This window comes from Prauserella shujinwangii, assembly GCF_003001955.1.
Taxonomy (GTDB): Bacteria; Actinomycetota; Actinomycetes; order Mycobacteriales; family Pseudonocardiaceae; genus Qaidamihabitans; species Qaidamihabitans shujinwangii.
Map to the genome: position 1 here is coordinate 28,605 of NZ_PVNH01000001.1, position 20,378 is coordinate 48,982.

The 20,378-nt window shown below is 70.3% G+C and carries 12 protein-coding genes; 7 read left to right on the top strand and 5 right to left on the bottom strand.

From position 1 onward, the window contains the following. Positions 1 to 31 precede the first annotated feature (31 nt). The 3 genes from B0I33_RS00080 (at position 32) to B0I33_RS00090 (ending at position 4,936) form a co-directional block, all read left to right on the top strand. Positions 32 to 1,462: an McrB family protein gene (locus B0I33_RS00080; protein ID WP_245900409.1), complete on the top strand. Its 1,431-nt coding sequence runs from the start codon at positions 32 to 34 to the stop codon at positions 1,460 to 1,462. Next, positions 1,459 to 2,670, top strand: coding sequence for an McrC family protein (locus B0I33_RS00085; RefSeq protein ID WP_106176415.1), 1,212 nt, complete (start codon positions 1,459 to 1,461; stop codon positions 2,668 to 2,670). Before B0I33_RS00080 ends, B0I33_RS00085 begins: the two co-directional genes overlap by 4 nt. Positions 2,671 to 2,782: 112 nt before the next feature. Next, positions 2,783 to 4,936 carry a UvrD-helicase domain-containing protein gene (locus tag B0I33_RS00090; protein WP_106176416.1) on the top strand — a complete coding sequence of 718 codons (2,154 nt, stop codon included), beginning with the start codon at positions 2,783 to 2,785 and terminating at the stop codon, positions 4,934 to 4,936. A gap of 16 nt (positions 4,937 to 4,952) precedes the next feature. Here the strand turns inward: B0I33_RS00090 and B0I33_RS29585 are convergent, their stop codons facing one another. Genes B0I33_RS29585 through B0I33_RS00100 form a run of 3 tightly spaced genes read right to left on the bottom strand, consistent with a single transcriptional unit; the run spans position 4,953 to position 9,449 of the window. Continuing rightward, positions 4,953 to 5,300 (bottom strand): hypothetical protein, encoded by a 348-nt coding sequence (locus B0I33_RS29585; RefSeq protein WP_146147431.1) that lies wholly within the window; start codon positions 5,298 to 5,300, stop codon positions 4,953 to 4,955. Further along, positions 5,293 to 6,618 carry an Hsp70 family protein gene (locus B0I33_RS00095; RefSeq protein ID WP_106176417.1) on the bottom strand — a complete coding sequence of 442 codons (1,326 nt, stop codon included), beginning with the start codon at positions 6,616 to 6,618 and terminating at the stop codon, positions 5,293 to 5,295. The genes B0I33_RS29585 and B0I33_RS00095 overlap by 8 nt, the downstream gene beginning before the upstream one ends. Then, entirely contained in the window at positions 6,615 to 9,449 is a 2,835-nt protein-coding gene (locus B0I33_RS00100; protein WP_106176418.1) for a DEAD/DEAH box helicase, read from the bottom strand. The genes B0I33_RS00095 and B0I33_RS00100 overlap by 4 nt, the downstream gene beginning before the upstream one ends. Before the next feature lie 718 nt (positions 9,450 to 10,167). Here B0I33_RS00100 and B0I33_RS00105 point away from each other — a divergent pair. The 3 genes from B0I33_RS00105 (at position 10,168) to ggt (ending at position 15,185) form a co-directional block, all read left to right on the top strand. Continuing rightward, complete coding sequence (locus B0I33_RS00105; RefSeq protein ID WP_106176419.1) at positions 10,168 to 12,645, top strand: AAA family ATPase; 2,478 nt, start codon at positions 10,168 to 10,170, stop codon at positions 12,643 to 12,645. After that, complete coding sequence (locus tag B0I33_RS00110) at positions 12,642 to 13,034, top strand: hypothetical protein (protein ID WP_106176420.1); 393 nt, start codon at positions 12,642 to 12,644, stop codon at positions 13,032 to 13,034. Before B0I33_RS00105 ends, B0I33_RS00110 begins: the two co-directional genes overlap by 4 nt. 327 nt (positions 13,035 to 13,361) lie before the next feature. Then, positions 13,362 to 15,185, top strand: coding sequence for a gamma-glutamyltransferase (gene ggt / locus B0I33_RS00115; protein ID WP_106176958.1), 1,824 nt, complete (start codon positions 13,362 to 13,364; stop codon positions 15,183 to 15,185). A gap of 573 nt (positions 15,186 to 15,758) precedes the next feature. Here ggt and B0I33_RS00120 read toward each other — a convergent pair. Further along, positions 15,759 to 19,253 (bottom strand): indolepyruvate ferredoxin oxidoreductase family protein, encoded by a 3,495-nt coding sequence (locus tag B0I33_RS00120; protein WP_425440427.1) that lies wholly within the window; start codon positions 19,251 to 19,253, stop codon positions 15,759 to 15,761. A 156-nt stretch (positions 19,254 to 19,409) separates the two neighbouring features. Between B0I33_RS00120 and B0I33_RS00125 the strand changes: the two genes are divergently transcribed. Continuing rightward, a complete protein-coding gene (locus B0I33_RS00125; protein WP_106176422.1) occupies positions 19,410 to 19,859 on the top strand; it encodes an Lrp/AsnC family transcriptional regulator in 450 nt (149 codons plus the stop codon). A gap of 13 nt (positions 19,860 to 19,872) precedes the next feature. On the opposite strand, the gene B0I33_RS00130 is transcribed toward B0I33_RS00125, so the two are convergent. Continuing rightward, entirely contained in the window at positions 19,873 to 20,016 is a 144-nt protein-coding gene (locus B0I33_RS00130) for a hypothetical protein (RefSeq protein ID WP_181193124.1), read from the bottom strand. Positions 20,017 to 20,378 lie beyond the last annotated feature (362 nt).

A 20,378-nucleotide genomic window follows, 5' to 3' on the forward strand; every position in this document is an offset into this window, starting at 1 on the left:
TCCGTGGTCCGGTCCGAACCACACGTGGCTGGTGCGCGGATCCAACGTGCTCGGTCTCGACCTCGTGCAGCGGCTGTGGCTACCGGAGCGGGTCGTCAGCCTTGCGGCCGGTCATCTGCGGCGAGTTGAGCAGGGCGTCAGCAAGGACCTGCTCCGCACCTTCGTTGACGAGGACTACGAGTCCACCCTCACCTACAACCAGCGCCTGCGGCTCGTCGATGAGCTGTATGCGTTCCTGACCAGAATGAAACCGGGTGACACGGTCTGCACGATCTCCAACGGCTCGCTCTACGTCGGGGAGATCACCGGTGACGTCGAGCAGGTCGCGTCGGAGGGTGGCCGCTCGAACCTGCGCCGCCCGGTCGACTGGCGCGACGAGGGCTATCCGTACCACGAGCTGCCCGAGGAGCTACAGCAGAAGCTGTCCGTCCAGCACGACGTCGTCGACCTCACCACCGTCGAAGGGCTCGTCGCCGGGCTGGGCCGTACCGACGAGGAGCTGGAAGAAGAGGCACGCGAATCGCCCGGCGACACCAGCGTGGAGATCGCTGCACTCGCCCGGCGGGAGCTGGAGCTTCCCGAGCCGACATCCGGGCTCGCGGGCCGCCTGCTGGTCCACGACGTGGCCTGGCTGCGCGAGGTCCGGGATCTGCTGTGGGACGACCGCCAGATCATTTTCTATGGCCCACCCGGCACCGGCAAGACCTACCTGGCCCTCAGCCTCGCCGAGTACCTGGCCGGCGGGCCGGAACAGGTTAAACTCGTGCAGTTCCACCCCTCGTACGCCTACGAGGACTTCTTCGAGGGGTTCCGTCCCCAGGAGGACCCGGTCACCCGCGAGGTCGCTTTCCGGCTCACCGACGGCCCGCTGCGCGAGCTCGCCGACGCCGCGGCACGTGAGGGCAACCGGCACCTCCCGCACTTTCTCGTCATCGATGAGATCAACCGGGCCAACCTGGCGAAGGTGTTCGGTGAGCTGTACTTCCTGCTGGAGTACCGCAACCGGTCCGTGCGGCTCACGTACTCCGGCGACGATTTCGCTCTACCACCGAACCTCTTCGTCATCGGCACGATGAACACCGCCGACCGCTCGATCGCGCTGGTGGACGCCGCGATGCGGCGGCGCTTCTCCTTCGTCGAACTGTCCCCCCGCGCCGAACCGACCAGCGGGCTGCTGCGCCGGTGGCTGAAGCGCGAGGGTCACGACTTCGAGTCCGCCGATCTGCTCGACGCGCTCAACGCCCGGATCGACGACCCGGACTTCCAGGTCGGCCCGTCCTTCCTGATGAGGAACGGGGTCCACCGCGAGGGCGGGCTGGAACGCGCCTGGCGCACGAAGATCCTGCCCCTGCTGAAGGAACACCACTACGGCGAGGGACTCGACGTGGAACAGCGGTACGGGCTGCGCGCACTCCGCAAGGCCATCGGAACCACGCCACAAGAGCCGCCGAACCCGGAATGACCACGATCGACCTGGCCGAGCACGGCCCGCCGCGGTCAGTGCCGCTGGCCGAAGCAGCGGGTCGAGCGCTGCTCCGCTCCGGCGTGGTCGACGCGGCGCCGGATCCGGACGTGGCCGGGCAGTGGCGGGTCCGGGCCAAGAACCTGGTCGGCGTCGCGGCGATCGGGACCAGCGACGGTGCGGCGATCACCGTGCGGGTCGCGCCGAAGATCCCGATCGCCCGACTGCTGTTCCTGCTCGGCTACAGCCGCATCCGGTGGCGCACCGATCACGTCCTCGTCGGCGAGCACCGAGACCTGCTGCCCGCGTTCGCCCAGCTGTTCACCCTTCAGGCGGAACAATCGCTGCGTCAGGGACTGCTCAAGGGCTATCGCGAGGTGGAGGAGACCGCGCTGGTCATGCGTGGCCGCGTCCGGCACGCCGACCAGGTCAGCCGGCAGCACGGCAGGCTCATTCCGCTCGAACTCACCCATGACGAGTACACCACCGACATCGCGGAGAACCGCCTGCTGCGCACCGCGTGCGACACTCTGCTGCGCCTTCCCGGCACGAGCCCCGGCGGCATCCCCGCTGACGTGCGCGGACGGTTGCTCCGCCTGCGAGCCCACCTGGGTGACCTCACCCCGGTCCCACGCGGTCACCCGCCGCCCACGTGGCGGCCCACCCGCCTCAACGCGCGTTACCACGACGCTCTCCGGCTGGCCGGCCTCGTGTTGCGCGGGGCTTCCGTGGAACACCGGCCCGGGGACGTGACCGTGCACGGGTTCCTGTTCGACCTGGCGAAGGTCTTTGAGGACTTCGTCACCGCGGCCCTTCGCGACGCACTGGCCGGAGACGGCGACTATCGCGGCCACTGCGTCCTGCAGGCCACCCACCACCTGGACGAGTCGAACGCCATCCGCATCGTCCCCGACCTCGTCGCCTACGCCGAAGACGGCACCCCGCTGGCGGTGGCCGACACCAAGTACAAGGCCGAACAGCCCGCGGGCTTCCCGGACGCCGACCTGTACCAGATGCTGGCCTACTGCACGGCGCTCAACCTGCGGGAAGGCCACCTCATCTACGCCAAGGGCAACGCACCGCACGGCTCCCACCGCGTCAAACACGCGGGCGTCACGATCCACCAGCACGCCCTCGATCTGGACCGGCCACCCGGCGACCTGCTCCGCGCCATCAGCCTCTTGGCGAGACGGCTCGGGACGACCTGAAGGGCCACTGGCCCGCGAGAACCGATCGTTTCGCGCCCGGTTCTTCTCCGCTCCGCGAACGTGTACGGAAGCGGTGGTCTCTCGCCCCACGACGGCCATATGATCGTCAACTATGCCGCAGCTCGCTTTGGCCAGCAGCTTCTGGGAGACCTACGACCTGCTGGAGAAGCCGGTCAAGGCCGGCGTGCGCAAGGCGATGGCGAAGTTCCAGGAGCTGCCGATCGCGGAGCTGTACGCGGACAAGGGCCTGCACCTGGAATCCGTGGACAAGGCGCGCGACCCGCGCATGCGGACCATCCGGATCACCGACTTCTGGCGTGGTGTCGTCCTCGCCCCCGATGACGGCAGCGACGTGTTTCTCCTGCTCAACGTGGTGCCACACGATGACGCGTACTCGTGGGCGGCCAAGCGGCTCTACACCGTCAACACCGCGACCCGTGCGCTGGAGGTGCGCAACGTCGTCGCCATCGAACAGCTCACGCCCTCGTTGGAGCAGGCATCCGCGGACGCACCGACGCGGCTGTTCGAACGCTTCTCCGACACCGTCCTGCGCGACCTCGGCATCGACGACCAGGTACTTCGCGCCGCACGGGCGATCGCCGACACGTCACAGCTGGAAGCTTTCGGCGGGGTACTGCCCGAGGACCAGTTCGAGGTCCTGCAGTTCCTGGCCGAGGGTTTCTCGCCCGAGGAGGTCTACCGGGACGTCGTCACCGAACGCAGGCCCGCCGCGGCCGGCTCGGAGGCCGAGGACAGTCTCGAGATGGCCATCCGCAACACGCCCAGCCGCATCACCCTCGTCACCGGCCCCGACGAGCTCGCGGAGATTCTCGACAAGCCGTTCGCCGCGTGGCGGGTGTTCCTGCACCCATCACAGCGCCGCGTCGCGTACCGCGTGTCCTACAACGGGCCCGCGCAGGTCAGTGGCGGTCCGGGCACCGGGAAGACGGTCGTCGCCCTGCACCGGGTCAAGCACCTCCTGTCCCGGTCGCCGAGCAGCCGGATCCTGCTGACCACGTTCACCAACGCCCTGGCCGGGATGCTGCGGGAGAACCTCGCGCTGCTCCTCGACGGCGACGAGTCGCAGCTGACGCGCGTGCAGGTCACCACGGTCGACGCGTTCGCCAACCGGGTGGTGCGGGAACGGACGGGGCAGCCACCCGACCCGATCACCGACGCCGACGAGAGGCAGATCTGGCGCCGGGTCCGGCGCAGGCTCGACCTGCCGTGGACGGAACAGTTCCTGGCGCAGGAGTTCCGGCACGTCGTGCTGGCCCAGAACATCACCAGCCGAGCGGAGTACCGGCGAGCCGAGCGGCGCGGTCGCGGATCGGCCGTGCGGGCGCGACAGCGGGACGAGATCTGGCAAGCCGTGGAAACCTTCGGTGACGAGCTGCGATCCGCGAGGAAGACCACGCACCTGCAGGTGTGCGCCCGCGCCGCGGAACTGCTCGGCGCGCCGGACGCAGGCGCCCACCGATTCACCCATGCCGTGGTCGACGAGGCCCAGGACCTGCACCCGGCGCAATGGCGCGTGATCCGGGCCGCGGTCCCCGAAGGGCCGGACGACCTGTTCATCACCGGAGACCCGCACCAGCGCATCTACGACTCGCGCGTCTCGCTCCGCGCACTCGGCATCCCGGTCACGGGCCGGAGCAGCCGACTGCGCATCAACTACCGCAGCACGGCGGAGATCCTGTCCTGGTCCGTCGGCGTCCTTGCTGACACGGCCGTGGACGAGCTGAGCGGCGACGGTAGCGACACGCTGATCGGCTACCGCTCGCTGCTGCGTGGCACCCGGCCGCAGGTGGCCGGATACACGAGCGAGCAGGACGAGGTCGCCGCGCTGGTCGAGCGAGTGCGGGAATGGCTCGATCACGGGGTGCGAGCCGAGGAGATCGCTGTCTGCACCCGGTTCAACCTCCTCCAGGACAAGGTCCTCGACAGACTGAAGGCAGCGGGTATCCCCGCCGTGCGGGTCAGGGACCGCCCCGGCCCTCAGACCGACGGAGTGCGGCTGGCCAGCATGCACGCCATGAAGGGGCTCGAGTTCCGCTGCGTCGCTGTCGTGGGAGCCACCGCGAGCGCCATCCCGTTCAGCAAGGAGGTGACTCCGGAGGAGGTGGACAGCCAACAGTACGCCAGCGACATGCTGAAGGAGCGCTGCCTGCTTTTCGTCGCGTGTACGCGGGCGCGGGAACGGCTCGCGGTGTCCTGGAGCGGGACGCGCAGCCCGTTCCTGCCCTCCGTGCCCGGCGGCCATTGAGGGTGAGCTCGGGCTCTCACCCATCGAGCCCGTACTTGTCGCGGAGCTCCTTCGGGATGATCAGCTCGCGGCTGGTCACCTCGCGGGAGATGTCGATCGATCGCACTACTCGTCCGGTGCTTCCGCTGTCCACCAGCTCAGCGTCTTTCGCCGGAGGCGGGTCCCTGCGGCTTCGCCGTCCGTCGGCGACGTCCTCCGGCACCTCGATGTCGATCGTGCGGCGCTTCGGCTCCCGCGTTCGTTCGCCGCCTCGTGATTCCTTTCTGCCCGGCAACCACCCGAGCAGGCCACGTCGTTTCGGCCGATCGGGCACCGCGCCACGATCGAGTTCGTCCCCCGTGGGAATGAAGAAGTCGTCATCCATGCCACAGCGTCCTCGCGTGCAGGCCCAGCCCGAGGGCGATCGCGGAGTAGGGTTCGCGTTGTTCGATCTTCTCCTCGCCGAAGACGTCCGTTAGATCCCGGCGGAAGGCCGGCAGGAGCGACGAACCGCCGGTGCAGGCGGCGAGGTCGATCTGGTCGGCCGTGAGGCCGGCTTGGGTGAGCGCGTCGAGGACGGCCTGCCGCACTCGCGAGAGTTCCCGGGAGATCCATTGCTCGAACTGCTTGCGGGTGACATTGACCCGGATGTCGACGCCGGGCCTGTCGAACCGGATCGTCGTGGCGGTTTCCACCGACAGCTCGCGCTTGGCGGTCTCGACGGCGTCATAGAGTTCGTTGATCCAGCCGTTGTCGATGATCGCGCGAAGCTTTTCGACGCCGTGGAAGCCGCCGTCGCGCTGGAGCTCGGACAGGATCGGGGCCAGGTCCGCGTCGCCCAGGGTGCGCAAAGCCTTGTCGCGGCGACTGAACCGGTTGCGGTACCTGTTCGGAAGTCCCTTCCGGCCGTCGTCGGCCAGGCCCAGTACGGGGAACAACGCGCGCCGGAACAGGATGCCGTCGAGGTCGGTACCGCCGACGGGTGCGCCTGCCAAGGCCTTCACCACACCGGTTGTCGCGGTCAGCTCGATGATGGACACGTCGAAGGTGCCGCCGCCGAAGTCGGCCGTGAGCACCATGCCCTCATCGGCCTCCAGCAATGTCGCCGCGGACGGTTCCTCCAGCAGTTCCACCTCGGCGAAGCCGGCGCGCCGGGCCGCCATCCGGATCCGCGCCTTCGCGAGGCGCTGCAGATCGGCGAACTTCTCGCCGTCGGCACCTTCGAACGCCACGGGGTGACCGACCATCACGCGCTCGACGTTCGCCCCGACCGCGGCGTCCGCCCTGCGCTTGAGCGCCCGGAAGATCGTGGAGACCAGGTCGGGGTAGTCGAAGTCGCGCGCCCACGAGTGCGTGTGGTCGCGGTCGGCTGCGGCGAGCTCGCGCTTCATCTCGCTGACAAGCCTGGAGTCGAAGCACCCGGCACCTCGCGTATACGCCTGGCACTTGGTGACCGGGCCATTCTTGGTGCGGTGGACGAGCGAGCAGGATCCGCACCGGGTCTGGTTCCGGGCGGTGAGGACGTACTGGCGCACGGCCTCCGTGCCTGCCGAACGAAGCGGCTGCCGGTGCAGGTACACCAGTGACGGAAGCAGCTCGCTGTCGCCGTCCACAGCGAGGAGATCGACCGCGTCGTCCCGTGCCACGGACAGCAGCGTGTTGGTGGTGCCGAAGTCGATGCCGTAGGCGATGGGTTTGCTCATGACGGCACCACCAGGCTCGCCGCGAGAAGCTTGAAATCCGATGACGACTCCTGCGTTTCGATCTCACGCATTCGCGTCTCGTGGACGGCCTCACGCTCCGCGATGCGCTCCTTGGTGCGCTCGATCTGTCCCCGAACGGCGGGAATGATGCGCCGCTGCTGCGCACTTCCGCGTCGTTGCAGGTCACTGACGCGCTCGCGGAACTCCGTGATCCGGAGACTCATCCGCTGCACCGCGTCGTCGTGCACACGCTTCTCCCGCTCGAGCCGCTGGGCGCGCACCGCGGCATCCCGCTCCGCCATGTCGGCCCGCCAGCCGGCGAACTCACCCCTGATCGTCTCCCGGGAGGCGTCGAGGGCGGCGGACACCCACGTCGGGATCTCGGCGTCGATGACCACGGCCCCGACCGGGGGTGGGCTCTTGACCGGCGCGGACGAGACCCGCAGGTCCGCGGTGACCACGTGCCGGATCAGCACTCCCTGGTTGATCGGGCGGGTGGTGACCAGTTCGTAGGTCAGCTCCAGCTGCGGTTCGGTCACGTCGTCGCGGCGTTGGACCGATGCGGTGACGGGGTGGTCGTTGATCGGCAGCTCGACCAGTGCGTCGATCAATCGGTGCCCGAAGGCGAAGAAGGGGCGATGCTCGAGGCGGAGGGCGTCCTTCGGATCGAACACCCCGACGGAGACGCGGTCGGCGGCACGGATCTTCGCCGCGAGACCTGGGGACACGGTGATCGCCACCTCACCCTCGTCGGTGCGGGTCAGCGCGCCGCCGTAGTGGTCGAGGATGTCGGCGGCGAGCTGTTCGAGGTCCTGGGCCCGCGCGTAAGGGTCCGCGTCGGCGAGCAGCCGTTTGGCCTCGTCGTGGCGCAGACTTGCCTCGTCCAGCACGAAATCCGCGAGTGCGCTCTCCTTTTCCTGTGCCTCGGCCAGGCGCTGGGAGAGGTCCTTCGCGCCGTAGTCCTTCAGCTCGGCGCTCAGGTCGTGGGCGGTCATCACAATCTGCTCGATGTCCCGCTCGACCCGCCCGAGAATCGGGTCCAGGGAACCCACCGACGTCTCGAACAACCCGATGCGTTCCTCGAGAAGTTCGAGGACGCGGTCCTCGACCGTGCCTTCCGACGCCAGGTTGTAGATGAGAACATCTCGCCGCTGACCGATCCGGTCCAATCGCCCGATGCGCTGCTCCACCCTCATCGGGTTCCACGGGAGGTCGTAGTTCACGAGAATGTGGGCGAACTGGAAGTTGCGCCCCTCGCCGCCGGACTCGGTCGAGATGAGCACCTGTGCGCCGTGCCGGAAGGCGTCGACGGCTCGCTCCTTCTCGTCCAGCGCCATGCGCCCGTTGAAGATCTCCGCCGGGAAGCCGTTGGCCTGGAGGGCCTGCTGGAGAAAGCGCTGGGTCTCGATGAACTGCGTGAACACGAGCACTTTCGCGCCCGGTTCACGCTCGGCTGTCTTGGCCAGCAGTGAGAGCAACCCGCGTGCCTTAGAATCCCGCAGCTGGCCGAGCAGGGCGACCAGTTCGGTGAGCTGCGCGATCTCGTGATCCAGCGACTCGGGATCCACCACGCCGCCGAGCTCGTCGACGGCATCGGACAGCGTGTCGGTGTCCCGCAGGTCCTGTTCGCGACTGCTGCTCCACGTCGGCGGCGTCGCGCGCCTCTCTCGAAGGTCTTCGAGCATGGTCAGGCGTCGTTGCAGGCTGCCACGGATGGCGTGCGAGCTGCTGGCCAGCATCTTGTGGTAGGTGACCATGAGGAAACCGAGCGGCTGGTTCTTCACCCGCAAGGCGAGGCGGTAGCCGTCCCTCAGGTAGCCCGAGACGCGTTCCTGCACGTCCTGCTCGGCCGGGCTCAGCGTGACCGGTAAACGGTACGCGATTCGTCTGGTGAACCCACCGATGTTGACCTTGCGGTTGCGGATCAGCACCTGGGTGAGCGGGTGGGCCTCGATGAGTTCCCGGCGAAGCCGGTCCCGTCGCTCGGGGTCCTCCAGCTCGGCGAGATCGGGGGAGACGTCGATCAGCGAGCGCAGTGTCCTGGCCGCCTCCGACCGGCGGAAGGCGGCCTTGTCCTGCGGGTTCAAGGCACCCCACCCCTGGACGCAGCGCATCACCTCGTTCAGTGCCGGCAGCAGATGGCCCTTCGTGCGGTACCGCTCGTAGGAGGGATACAGACCGGGCTCGACCAGTTCGATGGACGACCACAGTTCGAACGGCGAGAGCTGCATCGGCGTCGCCGTCAACAGCAGCATCCCATGGCTCGACTCCTTGAGCTGCTCGGCGAGCTCGTACAGTTTCGTCGACTCGGTCTTCCCGCCCCGCAGATTCCGCCGGACCCGATGGGCCTCGTCGAAGATGACCAGATCCCATGGCACTTCGGTGATCTGCTCCGCTCGAGGATCCCGGATCGCGAAGCTGTGGGAGCAGATGACGTTCGGCTGTGCCTGGAACGGATTCTTGCCGCCGCGGCCGAAATGTTTGGCGGCGGCACCATCGATGATCTCGAAACGCTCGTTGAACTTCGACTCGAGCTCTCGCTGCCACTGCAGCTGCAGTGATGCCGGAACGCACACCAGGACACGATCGACGAGACCCCGGGCGCGCAGCTCCTTCAGGATGAGCCCGGCCTCGATCGTCTTTCCGAGGCCGACCTCGTCGGCCAGGATCATCCGCGGCGCGAGCTTCGAGGTCACCCGGTGGGCGACGAAAACCTGGTGGAGTTCCGGCTCGATGCGCGCGCTGGACAGCGCGGAGATCGGATCGTACTTGTAGGCGTGCTTGAGGAACAGCGCGTGCAGGCGCAGCCGGAACCGTTCGGGCGATCCCACGTCGGACTGCCGTAGACGCTCGGCAGGGTCCGGTTCGAGCGGCAGCAGTTCACTGCGATGGATTGTCGACACACCCTCGGGAAAGGCCGCCTCGACGAGGCCACCGCGATGGGTGCCGACGACAACGCCGGCGGATTCGCTTCCGCGCCGCCGGACTCGCGTCCCCACGTCCACTGCCGGTCCTCCCGTCGTTGCCAGGTGCCGCTCGGGTCGTCAGTGCCTTCGCTTCCCTCGCGGAATGGCAGGCCGAAGACCAAGCATTCAGCAGTGAGGTCGGAAAAGGTCATCGCGGGGTTACCTCTCGTATCCGGTTTGTGACACGTCTTTGACCTCTCCGGTGATCCATTGATGTGTCACAGCTTCGCCTCGTGACCCGCTGACATCGCGTGGACGGCGGTTTCGCCGATGCCAGCCCGCCTTTCGGTGTTGCCGTATTCGGCCACCGTGGTGGCGACGAATTCCCGCTCGTGCCCAGGTGGTTACCTTGCCGACTGGTAAGCATTCCACCCGCCGGCGATGACGGCCTGACGCTGACCTGCTGGAGACTTCGGACCCGCCCGAGCGTCGCGGCCACGGCGGGTCGGTAGTGCCCGCCGCCCGTGGGAAACGCGGAACTCCACCGTGCGCGTGGCGACGCTCCGCGTCCGATTCGCCTCGACCTGTAACACAGGCGGCCGCCTCGTCCGACCCTGAAACGGACAGGAAAGGCGGGTTTGGAATGGACAGCACGCACAACGACGCGGACGGGGCGCTGATCAGGGAAGAAGTCGAGGCGATGGTCGCGGCCGAAGGTGACCTTTCGGACGATGCCAAGCTCATCGTTCTCGCTGCCCTCGACAGTGACGAGGCCCTGGCGAGCGTGCTGGAAGGCGCGCTGCCCGGCTCCGGCGGCTCCCCACCGGCCACACCGGAACCTTCCGGGGCGGCACCCTCCCCCTCCGGCGCCTTCGTGAAGTCGATCCGGGTCCGCGGCTTTCGCGGGATCGGGCCGGCCGCGACACTGGACCTGCGGCCCGTCCCGGGCCTCACGATCGTGTCCGGGCGGAACGGGTCGGGCAAATCCAGCTTCTCCGAGGCGCTCGAGCTGGCCCTGACCGGCAACACCTACCGGTGGAACAGACAGAACAGCAAGCAGGCCGCCGTGTGGGCGCAGCACTGGCGCAACCTCCACCAAAGCCACCCCTGCGAGCTGCGCATCGAGGTCACCGAGGAGGGGCAGGGCGTCACCACTGTGGGCGTGGACTGGCCCCAGGACGGGGAGCTTACCGATCGCACCACCTGGGTGCAGCGCCCCGGCAGGCAGCGCGAGACGGGCGTGACCACCCTCGGCTGGGACCGTACCCTGGAGCTGTACCAGCCGATCCTGTCCTACGACGAACTCGGCGGCCTGCTCGAAGCCGGTCCCAGCAAGCTGTTCGACAAGCTGGACGCGTTGCTCGGCATGGAGCAGGCCACCGACGCCGAGCAGCGGTTGGCCACCGCCACGAAGGATCTTCAGGCTGACGACACCAACGCCAAGGCGGAGGCCAGAGAACTGAAGAAGGTTCTGGCCGTGCTGGACGACGGCCGCGCGCAAGCGGCGCTGGGGCACCTTCGCAAGCACCGGCCCGACCTCGACGCGGTAGAGGCCATCGCCACCGGAACGACCCGGCAGACCGCTAGCGACCTCGGTGCCCTCCGCGCGCTGGCCCAGCTGCGGCTCCCCGCCGAAGATCACGTCGCCGAGGTCGCGCGGAGTCTGCGCGAGGCAGCCGAGGCCGTGGCGCGGGAGCAGCGGTCCGCGAGCGAGGACGCGGACCGGCGGGCGACCCTCCTGCGCGAAGCGCTGGAGTTCCACGAGCATCGGGGCGACGGGCCGTGCCCCGTGTGCGGGCAGGGTGCGCTCGACGGCGCCTGGCGGCAGCGGGTGGAGCACGAGCTGTCATCGGAACGCGAACGGATCGAGCGGCGCCGCGCCGCGCATCGCCTACTGGAACAGGTCCGGCAGCAGACTCACGAGCTGCTCCGGGCGGTGCACCGGCCGCCCGATCCCGGCCGGTTCGAGCTGGTGAGTTACGCCGAGGCGGTCGCGGCGTGGCAACGCTGGACGCAGGCGCCGGAACCGGCCGCAGCGCTCGCCGACCATCTCGACACCGCCTACCGGGACGTGCAGGCCGCGTTCGAGCTTCTCCGCGCCGAGGCGGGGGAACTGCTCGAGCGGCGTGAGGGTCTGTGGGTACCGCATGCGTCCAGGCTGGCCGCATGGGTGGGCCTGGCCAGGAAAGCCAGGGAGAAGGAGGCGACGGTCCGCCTCGTCAACGCCGCCCGCGAGTTCATGAAGACGGCGGTCGAGCAGTTGCGCACGCGACGGCTCGGCGGGCTGAAGGAAGCCGCGCGGGAGATCTGGGCGGCGCTGAAGCAGGAGAGCAACGTCAACCTCGGTGCGATCGAACTGAAGGGCTCCGCCAACCGCCGCCGCGTCGAGCTCTACGCGGACGTCGACGGTGCCGAAGCCCAAGCGCTGGGCGTGATGAGCCAGGGCGAGTTGCATTCCCTGGCGCTGGCGCTTTTCCTGCCCCGTGCCACGATGCCCGGCAGCCCGTTCCGGTTCGTGGTGCTGGACGACCCGATCCAGGCCATGGACCCGGCGAAGGTCGACAGCTTCGTCCGGATCCTCGCCCGGCTCGCGCGGGAACGCCAGGTCGTCGTGTTCTCCCACGACGACCGCCTGCCCCAGGCTGTTCGCCAGCTGGGCGTCGAGGCATGGATCCTCCAGGTGTTCCGCGACGGCGAATCCTCGGTCACCGTTTCGCCGTGTCTCGACCCCGCCGAGCGGTTCCTGCAGGACGCGTTCGCGATCTGCAAGGACGAGGTCCCCGCCGACGTCCGCTCCCGGGTGCTTCCGGGCCTCTGCCGGGCGGCGGTCGAGGCCGCGGCACGTGACATCTACATGACGCGCCGCCTCTCCAGGGGCGATGCGCGAGCGGACGTCGAGGAGTCGTGGCAGGCGACGTCTCGCACCCGGCAGCGGATCGCGCTCGCGATCCACGACGACCCGCAGGCCGACCTCAGCCGGTGGCGCGACGCGACACTGCGGCGAAAGGCCGCCTACTCGTTGGTGACCCGTGGTCTCCACGGGACGCTCACCACCCAGCCCGTGGACGCCGTCCGGTCTGTCGAGCGGATGGTAAAAGACCTGCGGGGCGGTGCACGGTGACGTCCGGCGGCACGACGGCACCCGCTGAACTGGTCGACCATGCTCGGGCCGTCCTCGCGGGCAGGCGCGGCATCCCCGCGGCACAGAGGACACGGGCGGCGGCGATCCTCGCGCGGCAGGCGCTCGAAGACACGACCAGGCGACTCTGCACGGCGGCTGGCGCCGACCTTCCCGGGGCCAACGAGCGATCACGCCTGATCGTCCTGCGGTGGTTCGTGGGTGAGGGCGCCGCCGATCTCGCGGGCGCCGCGTGGTGGGGACTGAGCCGGCTCTGTCACCACCACGCCTACGAGCTGACACCGACCGCCGGCGAGGTCGCGCACCTGGTCGACCAGGTGGCATCGCTGATCGACGCGTTGCCGGGCGCGAGCGGCGCCGGCACCGGGTAACGCCTGCGCCGAGGTGGTATGACCACTGCAGCGAAGGAGGGGCGGCCCGAACCGCTTGCCGAACACGCCGATCTCCGCGTGTCCGCGGTCCCGTCGTGGGTGCTGGCCAGATCGATCACCTCGTGGATCGTGAGTGTGCCGATGACCTTCCGAGAACAGGTCCCGCTCAACACCGGCGCGAGCAACGGGGAGGTGTTCGGCCGTTCGTCGTTGACGACCTGGGTTGATCTGGCCGGAGCGTGCCCCGAACGCACCCTTGCCGTGCCGGGCCGGGCCGATGAGAATGATCGCCTCGACGACCAGGGCGAGGACGACGACGGAGGCCGTATGTTCCGAGGCGCCGGCACCACGACCCGTCACCGGCTGCTGGCCGGCGTTCTCGCGACCGCGCTGTCCGCGGCCGGCCTGGTCCACGCGACGCAGCCGTCCGCGGCCGCCCACCCGCGCCACACCGAGAAGAACGCGGTGGCGGTGGGCGCCGGGGGAGCGGTGAGCTCGGTGGACCCCGAGGCGACGGCGGTGGGAATCGAGGTGCTGCGCCGTGGCGGTAACGCGACCGACGCCGCCGTCGCGACGGCGGCCGCGCTCGGCGTCACCGAGCCCTACAGCGCGGGCATCGGCGGCGGTGGCTTCCTGGTGCACTACGACGCCCGCCGCGGAGTGGTCGAGACCATCGACGGGCGGGAGACCGCTCCGCTGGCGATGCCGCGGGACGCGTTCATCGATCCGGAGACCGGCGAGCCGTACCCGTTCTTCCCGGAGATGGTCACCAGCGGCGCGTCCGTCGGGGTGCCGGGAACACCGGCGACGTGGCAGGCCGCGCTCGACTCCTGGGGCACCTACTCCCTCGCGAAGGCGCTGCGGCCCGCCACGCGGCTGGCGAGCCGCGGCTTCGTGGTGGACGCGACGTTCCGCGAGCAGACACTGCAGAACCGGGAACGGTTCGCCGCCATCGAGCCCACCGCGGAGCTGTTCCTGCCCGGTGGGGACGCCCCGAAGGTGGGCTCGGTGTTCCGCAACCACGACCTCGCGCACACCTACCGGCTGCTGGCCCGCAAGGGCGTGGACGCCTTCTACGAGGGATCGCTGGCCCGGGAGATCGTCGCCGCCGTGCAGGACCCGCCCACCGTGGCGGGGACCGGCCTGCCCGTGCCGCCGGGGGCCATGCGGACCGGCGACCTCGCGCGGTACGAGGTGCTGCGGCCGGAACCGACCAGCCACGACTACCGGGGCGTCGAGGTGTTCGGCATGGGGCCGCCGTCCAGCGGTGGTTCGACCGTCGGTGAGACGCTGAACATCCTCGAGCGCTTCCCCGCCGGGGCGATGCCCACCGAACGAGCCCTGCACCACTACTTCGAGGCCTCGGCGCTGGCCTACGCGGACCGCGCCAAGTATCTCGGCGACGGCCGGTTCGTGGACGTGCCGCTGGCCGAACTGCTCTCCGACGGTTTCGCCGCCGAGCGGGCCTGCCGGATCGACGCCGAGCGGGCGGCCGCGAAGCCGGTGGCGCCCGGCGACGCCGACGGCGACTACGGCGCGGGCTGCGGTACCGGCGCGGAGGCGATCGACCGGCCCGACACCGAGGGACTGTCCACCACGCACCTGAGCGTCGTGGACCGCTGGGGCAACGTGGTGTCCTACACGCTCACGATCGAGCAGACCGGCGGCAGCGGCATCACCGTGCCCGGGCGCGGCTTCCTGCTCAACAACGAGCTGACCGACTTCAGCCACGTCTACGACGAGAACGACCCGAACCGCATCGACGGTGGCAAGCGGCCGCGCTCGTCGATGTCGCCGACCATCGTGCTCGCGGACGGCGAGCCCTGGCTGGCGCTAGGCTCGCCCGGCGGTTCCACCATCATCACCACCGTCGCCCAGATCCTGATCAACCGGATCGACCTGGGGATGGACCTGCCCGCGGCCGTTGCCGCCCCCCGCGCCAGCCAGCGCAACACGGCGAACGTGGTGGCCGAGCACGAGTTCATCGAGTCGTTCGGCGACGACCTCGCCGCTTATGGGCACCGGTTTGCGGCCACCGCCGAACTCGGCGCCGCGGCGGCCGTCGAGATCCTCCCCGGCGGCCTGCTGCGCGCGGTCGCCGAACCCGAACGCCGGGGCGGCGGCGACGCCCGCGTCGTGCTGCCGCGCTGATCCACCGGCACGCCGTGCGGCGCGGTGCGTCGCCACCGAAGCCGCGGAGCCAGCAGGGCGCCGGTGTGGTGCTCGTGAGTGCATCACGTTGTTCTAACCACGTTCCTCACTCACGACCGCCTCGGGTTGCGTGGACGTCGTGCGGGTGGTGCCTGCGGGCAGCGGAGGCTCGCTCGCGCCCGGCGGGGCGGTGGCGCTTCGGGGGCCTGCCCGCGCCGGTTCCTCCGCGGCACGGTCGGCAGGCGAGATGAGCCGGTCGATGCGAGGCGTTCCGGCGGTGTCTGTGTTGACTGCCACGGCGCGCGCCGGGTACATACCCGGCACCGCCGGGGCGCTCGCCCGCCTGTTCGCGAGTGTGCCGACCACCTCGCCGCCGTCCTGGCGCGGCTCACCGTCATGCCGATGACCGCTACCCCTGCGCGCGCCACGGGTACGGCGAGGACATCGGAGTTCTCTCGCCACCAGCTTCGGGACCAGTGCGGGGAGGCGGACCGCGGTACCAGCGCGGGCCCGGAGTTCGTCCGGGCGGTTCGCTGCCGGACCTGCTGGCCGCCGGGCGGGCTCCGGCCGGGCTCACGGGGTCCCGGCCGGTCGGCAGCCGGTCGCCGCCCGGTCGAGTTCCGCGAGCAGTTCGGCCCGGCGCTGCCGGTACCTCTCGACGTTGCCGAGCTTGACGTCCTCGTAGCCGCGCACCAGGTCGGGCAGGCCCAGGAGGTCGAGTACGACGGCCTCGTCGGGCTGTGGCGCCTCGAGCACCCGCGTCACCGTGGCGGTGTACTCGGCGACCAGCGCCCGCTCGATCCGGCGCATCCGGGCGTAGCCGAACGGGTCGAGAGGCGTGCCGCGCAGCCGCCGCGCGGCACGCAACAGGCGCAGCACGGGCCGGGAACCCGGGCCGAAGGCGATCTTGCGGCGGACGCCCAGCGCACGGAGCACGGGCGGGTGCAGCTGGTGGGCGTACCGGGCGCCCGGGCCGAACCGGGCCTCGATGCCGGCGCGCAGGGCCGGGTCCAGGGACAGGCGCGCGACCTCGTACTCGTCCTTGTAGGCCATCAGCTTGTACAGGTTGGTCGCGACGGCCCGCGTGATCGGTCCGTCACCGAACCGGGCACGCACCCGCTCGACGGTCTCCGCGTAGGTGCGCGCGTACTTCTCGTTCTGGTAGGCGATCAGATCGGGCACCCGCACGTCGAGCTGCCGGGCCAGCTCCGTGCCGTCCGTGGCGCGCACCAGCGCGCGCACGCGGCGCACCGAGAGCTCCGCGGCCTCGGTGGCCTCGGTGGCCTCGGTGGTCTTCGCGGGCCCGGCGGCCGGTGCCGGGGCGTCCGCCACCGGCGACAGGGCGGCGGCGAGGGCGTCCGGATCAGCGACGAGCTGGCGGCCACGCCGGAACGCCTGGATGTTCGCCGGCACGGCCGTGCCGTTGATCTCGATCGCCCGCTCGACGCTCGCCGGCGCCACGGGCAGCTCGCCACTCTGGCAGGCCACGCCGAGCAGGAGAATCTGGGCGAACTGGTCGTCGCCGAACAGTGCCTCGGCCAGCCCGCGGGCGTCGAGGTAACGCGCGCGGGCCGTGGCCCCGTCCAGTACCGACCGGATGGCCGACTGGTCCGGGAACGACACGGCGGTGTCGACGATCATGCGCCCGGTCGGGACCTCGGCGGTCGACACGACGGCCACGGTGCGATCCGGGTCGGCCGCCGCCAGCGGCACCGGATCGGTGGCCACGAGCGCGTCACAGGCCAGGTAGAGATCGCACTCGCCCGCGGCCAGCTTCGCCGCCTGCTCGACCGGCTCCGTGGTGATCTTGACGTCGGAGACGACCGCGCCGCCCTTCTGGGCGAGCCCGGTCTGGTCGAGCGTCCGGACCTGGCGTCCCTCGAGGACGGCCGCGGTCGCCAGGACCTGCGCCACGGTCACCACGCCGGTCCCACCGATCCCGGTGATCCGGACCGCGACGTCCCGTGCCGGCACACCGGGTTCCGGTACCGCGGTGGCCGCGAGCGGCGCGGGCTCGGTCCGGCGGTGTCCCGGATCGGGCACGACGGTGAGGAACGAGGGGCAGTCGCCGTCGAGGCAGGAGTAGTCGGCGTTGCACGAGCCCTGGTGGATCCGGGTCTTGCGGCCGAACTCGGTGTCGACGGGCCGCACCGAGAGGCAGTTGGACTTGACACCGCAGTCGCCGCAGCCCTCGCACACCCGCTCGTTGACGACCACCTTGGTGGCCGGTGTGTCCCGCGCGCCGCGCCGTCGCTTGCGCCGCTTCTCGGCGGCACATTCCTGGTCGTGGATGAGCACGGTGACCCCGGGGACGGTGGCGAGTTCCTCCTGCACCCGGAGCAGATCCTCGCGTGGCCGGACCGTCACGCCCCGGGGAAGGCGCAGCCGCCGCAGCCGTCGCGGCTGGTCGGAGGTGATGACGACCTTCGCGACCCCCTCCGCCAGCAGCAGCGCGGCGCACCGGTCGAGGGGCAGGGCTCCGATCACGTCCTGCCCGCCGGTCATCGCGACCGCGGAGTTGTGCAGCAGCTTGAACGTGATGTTCACGCCGGCCGCGACCGCGGCCCGGACCGCGAGACTGCCGGAGTGGGTGAACGTGCCGTCGCCGATGTTCTGTACCAGGTGCCGGGTCCCGACGAACGGTGCCATGCCGATCCACTGGGCACCTTCCCCGCCCATCTGCGTGATCCCGAGGACGTCGCCGACCTGCTCGGGTTCCATGAACAACGTCATGGTGTGACATCCGATGCCGCCGCCGACCAGGGTTCCGTCCGGCACCTTGGTGGACGAGTTGTGCGGGCAGCCGGAGCAGAAGTACGGCGTCCGGGAGAGCAGGGGGACGGCGATCCGCTCGCGCCGCTTCCGTGGCCGCCGGACCAGGATCCGCCCGATCTCGCCGTGGCCGGCCAGTCGGCGCGCGAGCCCCGCGGCGACGGTGTCCGGGTCCAGCTCACCCAGCTCGCTGAACAGCGGCCTGCCGTCCGGCCCCTGCTTTCCCTGCACCCTCGGCGCACCGCCGCGGCCGTACAGGATCTCCTTGACCGCGGGCTCGATCAGCGCACGCTTCTCCTCCACGACGACGATCTCGTCGAGCCCTTCCGCGAACTCGGTCACGGCCACGGGCTCGACCGGGTGTATCACCCCCAGCTTGAGAATCCGGATGCCGAACCGCGCGAGCGCGGCGTCGTCCAGGCCCAGCATCCGCAGCGCCTGCCGCAGGTCCAGATAGGATTTTCCGGCGGCGATGATGCCCACCCGGTCGGCGGGTCCCGACCGGACGACGCGGTTGACGCCGGACGCGCGGAGGTACTCGAGGGCGAGTGGCAGCCGCGTGCGGTGCAGGCTGTGCTCCAGCGCCGCCAGCTCGGGGCCCAGCAACCTGCTGCTCGGCCGGTGCCGGTAGGCGGCCGCGCCGGTCAGCGCGGGCGCGGTCCACCCGGGATCGAGCCGCACCGTGCAGGCGGCGTCGGCCACGTTGGTGACCACCTTCATCGCCGTCCACAGCCCGCTGGCGCGGGACAGCTCGACGGCGTGCGGGCCGAGATCGATCACGTCCTGCGGGTCGGCGGGCGAGAACACCGGTATGGCCAGGTCCGCCAGTGCGTGCTCGGAGGCGCACGGTACCGAGGACGACTTCGCGCTCGGGTCGTCACCGACGAGGGCGACGGCACCGCCGCGCGGATGCGTGCCCGCGAGATTCGCGTGCCGCAGCGCGTCGGTCGCGCGATCCAGCCCCGGTGCCTTGCCGTACCACAGGCCGAGCACGCCGTCCCGCCGTCCCCGCGCCAGCCCGGCGGCCAGTTGGCTGCCCATCACCGAGGTCGCCGCGAGCTCCTCGTTCACCCCCGGCCGGTGCACCACGGCGTGCGCGTCCAGCAGCGGGGAACGGCGCGCGAGCTCCAGGTCGAACCCGGCCAGCGGCGAACCTTCGTATCCCGACACGAACGCCGCCGGGTCCGCGCCGGTGCGCCGGTCGAGGCGGACCCGGTCGAGCACCATCCGCACGAGCGCCTGCACACCCGTGAGGTAGACGGTCCCCTGCTCGGCGACATAGCGATCGTCGCTCACGCTGCCCATCCCTTCGTTGCCTGTACCCGACGCGAAAGCCAGCTCAACGAAAACCTCCCTCGGGCCGCAACAAGGCCTGGCAAGAACCCCGCCGTGACGCAAAGAAACCGAGGAATCAAGCGGTTCACCGGTCGATTCTTTGCGTACGATCACCTCATGACCGACGACCTCGTCGACGCGACCGACCGCGAGATCCTGGCGCTGCTGCAACAGGACGCGCGCCGCACGCTGTCCGACATCGCGGCCCGGGTCACCCTGTCCACGGCCGCGGTCAAGCGGCGCATCGACCGCCTCCAGGACGCGGGCGTGATCCTCGGCTACACCGTGCGCCTCGACCACGCCAAGCTCGGCTGGGAGGTCGAGGCGTTCACCGAACTGCGGTTCTTCGGCACCACCCACGTCGACGAGATCGTGGAGACCACCACCCGCATGCCGGAGGCGCAGGCGGCGTTCACCATCGCGGGAGATCCGGACGCGCTGGTCTGGCTGCGCGCCAGGAACATGGCCCACCTGCAGCACCTCATCGACGAGCTGCGCCGCAGCCACCGCGTGACCAGCACCAAGACGTTGATCGTGCTCCAGTCCTGGGAGGCCGGCGGGTCCTGAACCCGCGACCCGCCTATCCCGGCGTACCCGGGCCCTGTGCCGGCCACCCGGCGCAGGGCAGCACCGCGAACCCGCGGCCGGGGAAGACCGAGTCCATGAAGAAGCCGTGCACGGCCGGGTCGCTGTCGGCGCAGGACGTGGTGACGTCGTTCCGCAAGCCTGAGTCCGGCGGCTTGCCGCCTGCTCCGCTGTGCGGTCGGTGGTCCTTGTGGTGGACGTTCCGGACCGCGATCGGCGCCGAGCGGCGTCCTCGCCGGTGCAGGCGCGGCGTAGCGCGGTACCTCGGCGTGGACGCGCGGGCAGCGCTCCACCTTGCCGTGACGGCGGAGCGCGGAGACGTGTACCCGCCTCCCGCTGACGCCGCCCGGCCGCGGCCGTGGCCTGCTCGCTGTCGCGGCCGTGGATGCGCTGGGGCGGCCACGTGTGGTCGCGTCGCCAGGCTTTGACGCGCGGACGCGGAGATGCCCCGCTCGGCCGCCGACGTCCCGCGATGGACAGTGGCACGTTGGCGCGCGTCAC

Bases quoted from the DNA above. Each gene is read 5' to 3' on its own strand.
- B0I33_RS00085 (WP_106176415.1), top strand. From the start codon at position 1,459: ATGACCACGATCGACCTGGCCGAGCACGGCCCGCCGCGGTCAGTGCCG.
- B0I33_RS00090 (WP_106176416.1), top strand. From the start codon at position 2,783: ATGCCGCAGCTCGCTTTGGCCAGCAGCTTCTGGGAGACCTACGACCTG.
- B0I33_RS29585 (WP_146147431.1), bottom strand. From the start codon at position 5,300: ATGGATGACGACTTCTTCATTCCCACGGGGGACGAACTCGATCGTGGC.
- B0I33_RS00095 (WP_106176417.1), bottom strand. From the start codon at position 6,618: ATGAGCAAACCCATCGCCTACGGCATCGACTTCGGCACCACCAACACG.
- B0I33_RS00105 (WP_106176419.1), top strand. From the start codon at position 10,168: ATGGACAGCACGCACAACGACGCGGACGGGGCGCTGATCAGGGAAGAA.
- ggt (WP_106176958.1), top strand. From the start codon at position 13,362: ATGTTCCGAGGCGCCGGCACCACGACCCGTCACCGGCTGCTGGCCGGC.
- B0I33_RS00125 (WP_106176422.1), top strand. From the start codon at position 19,410: ATGACCGACGACCTCGTCGACGCGACCGACCGCGAGATCCTGGCGCTG.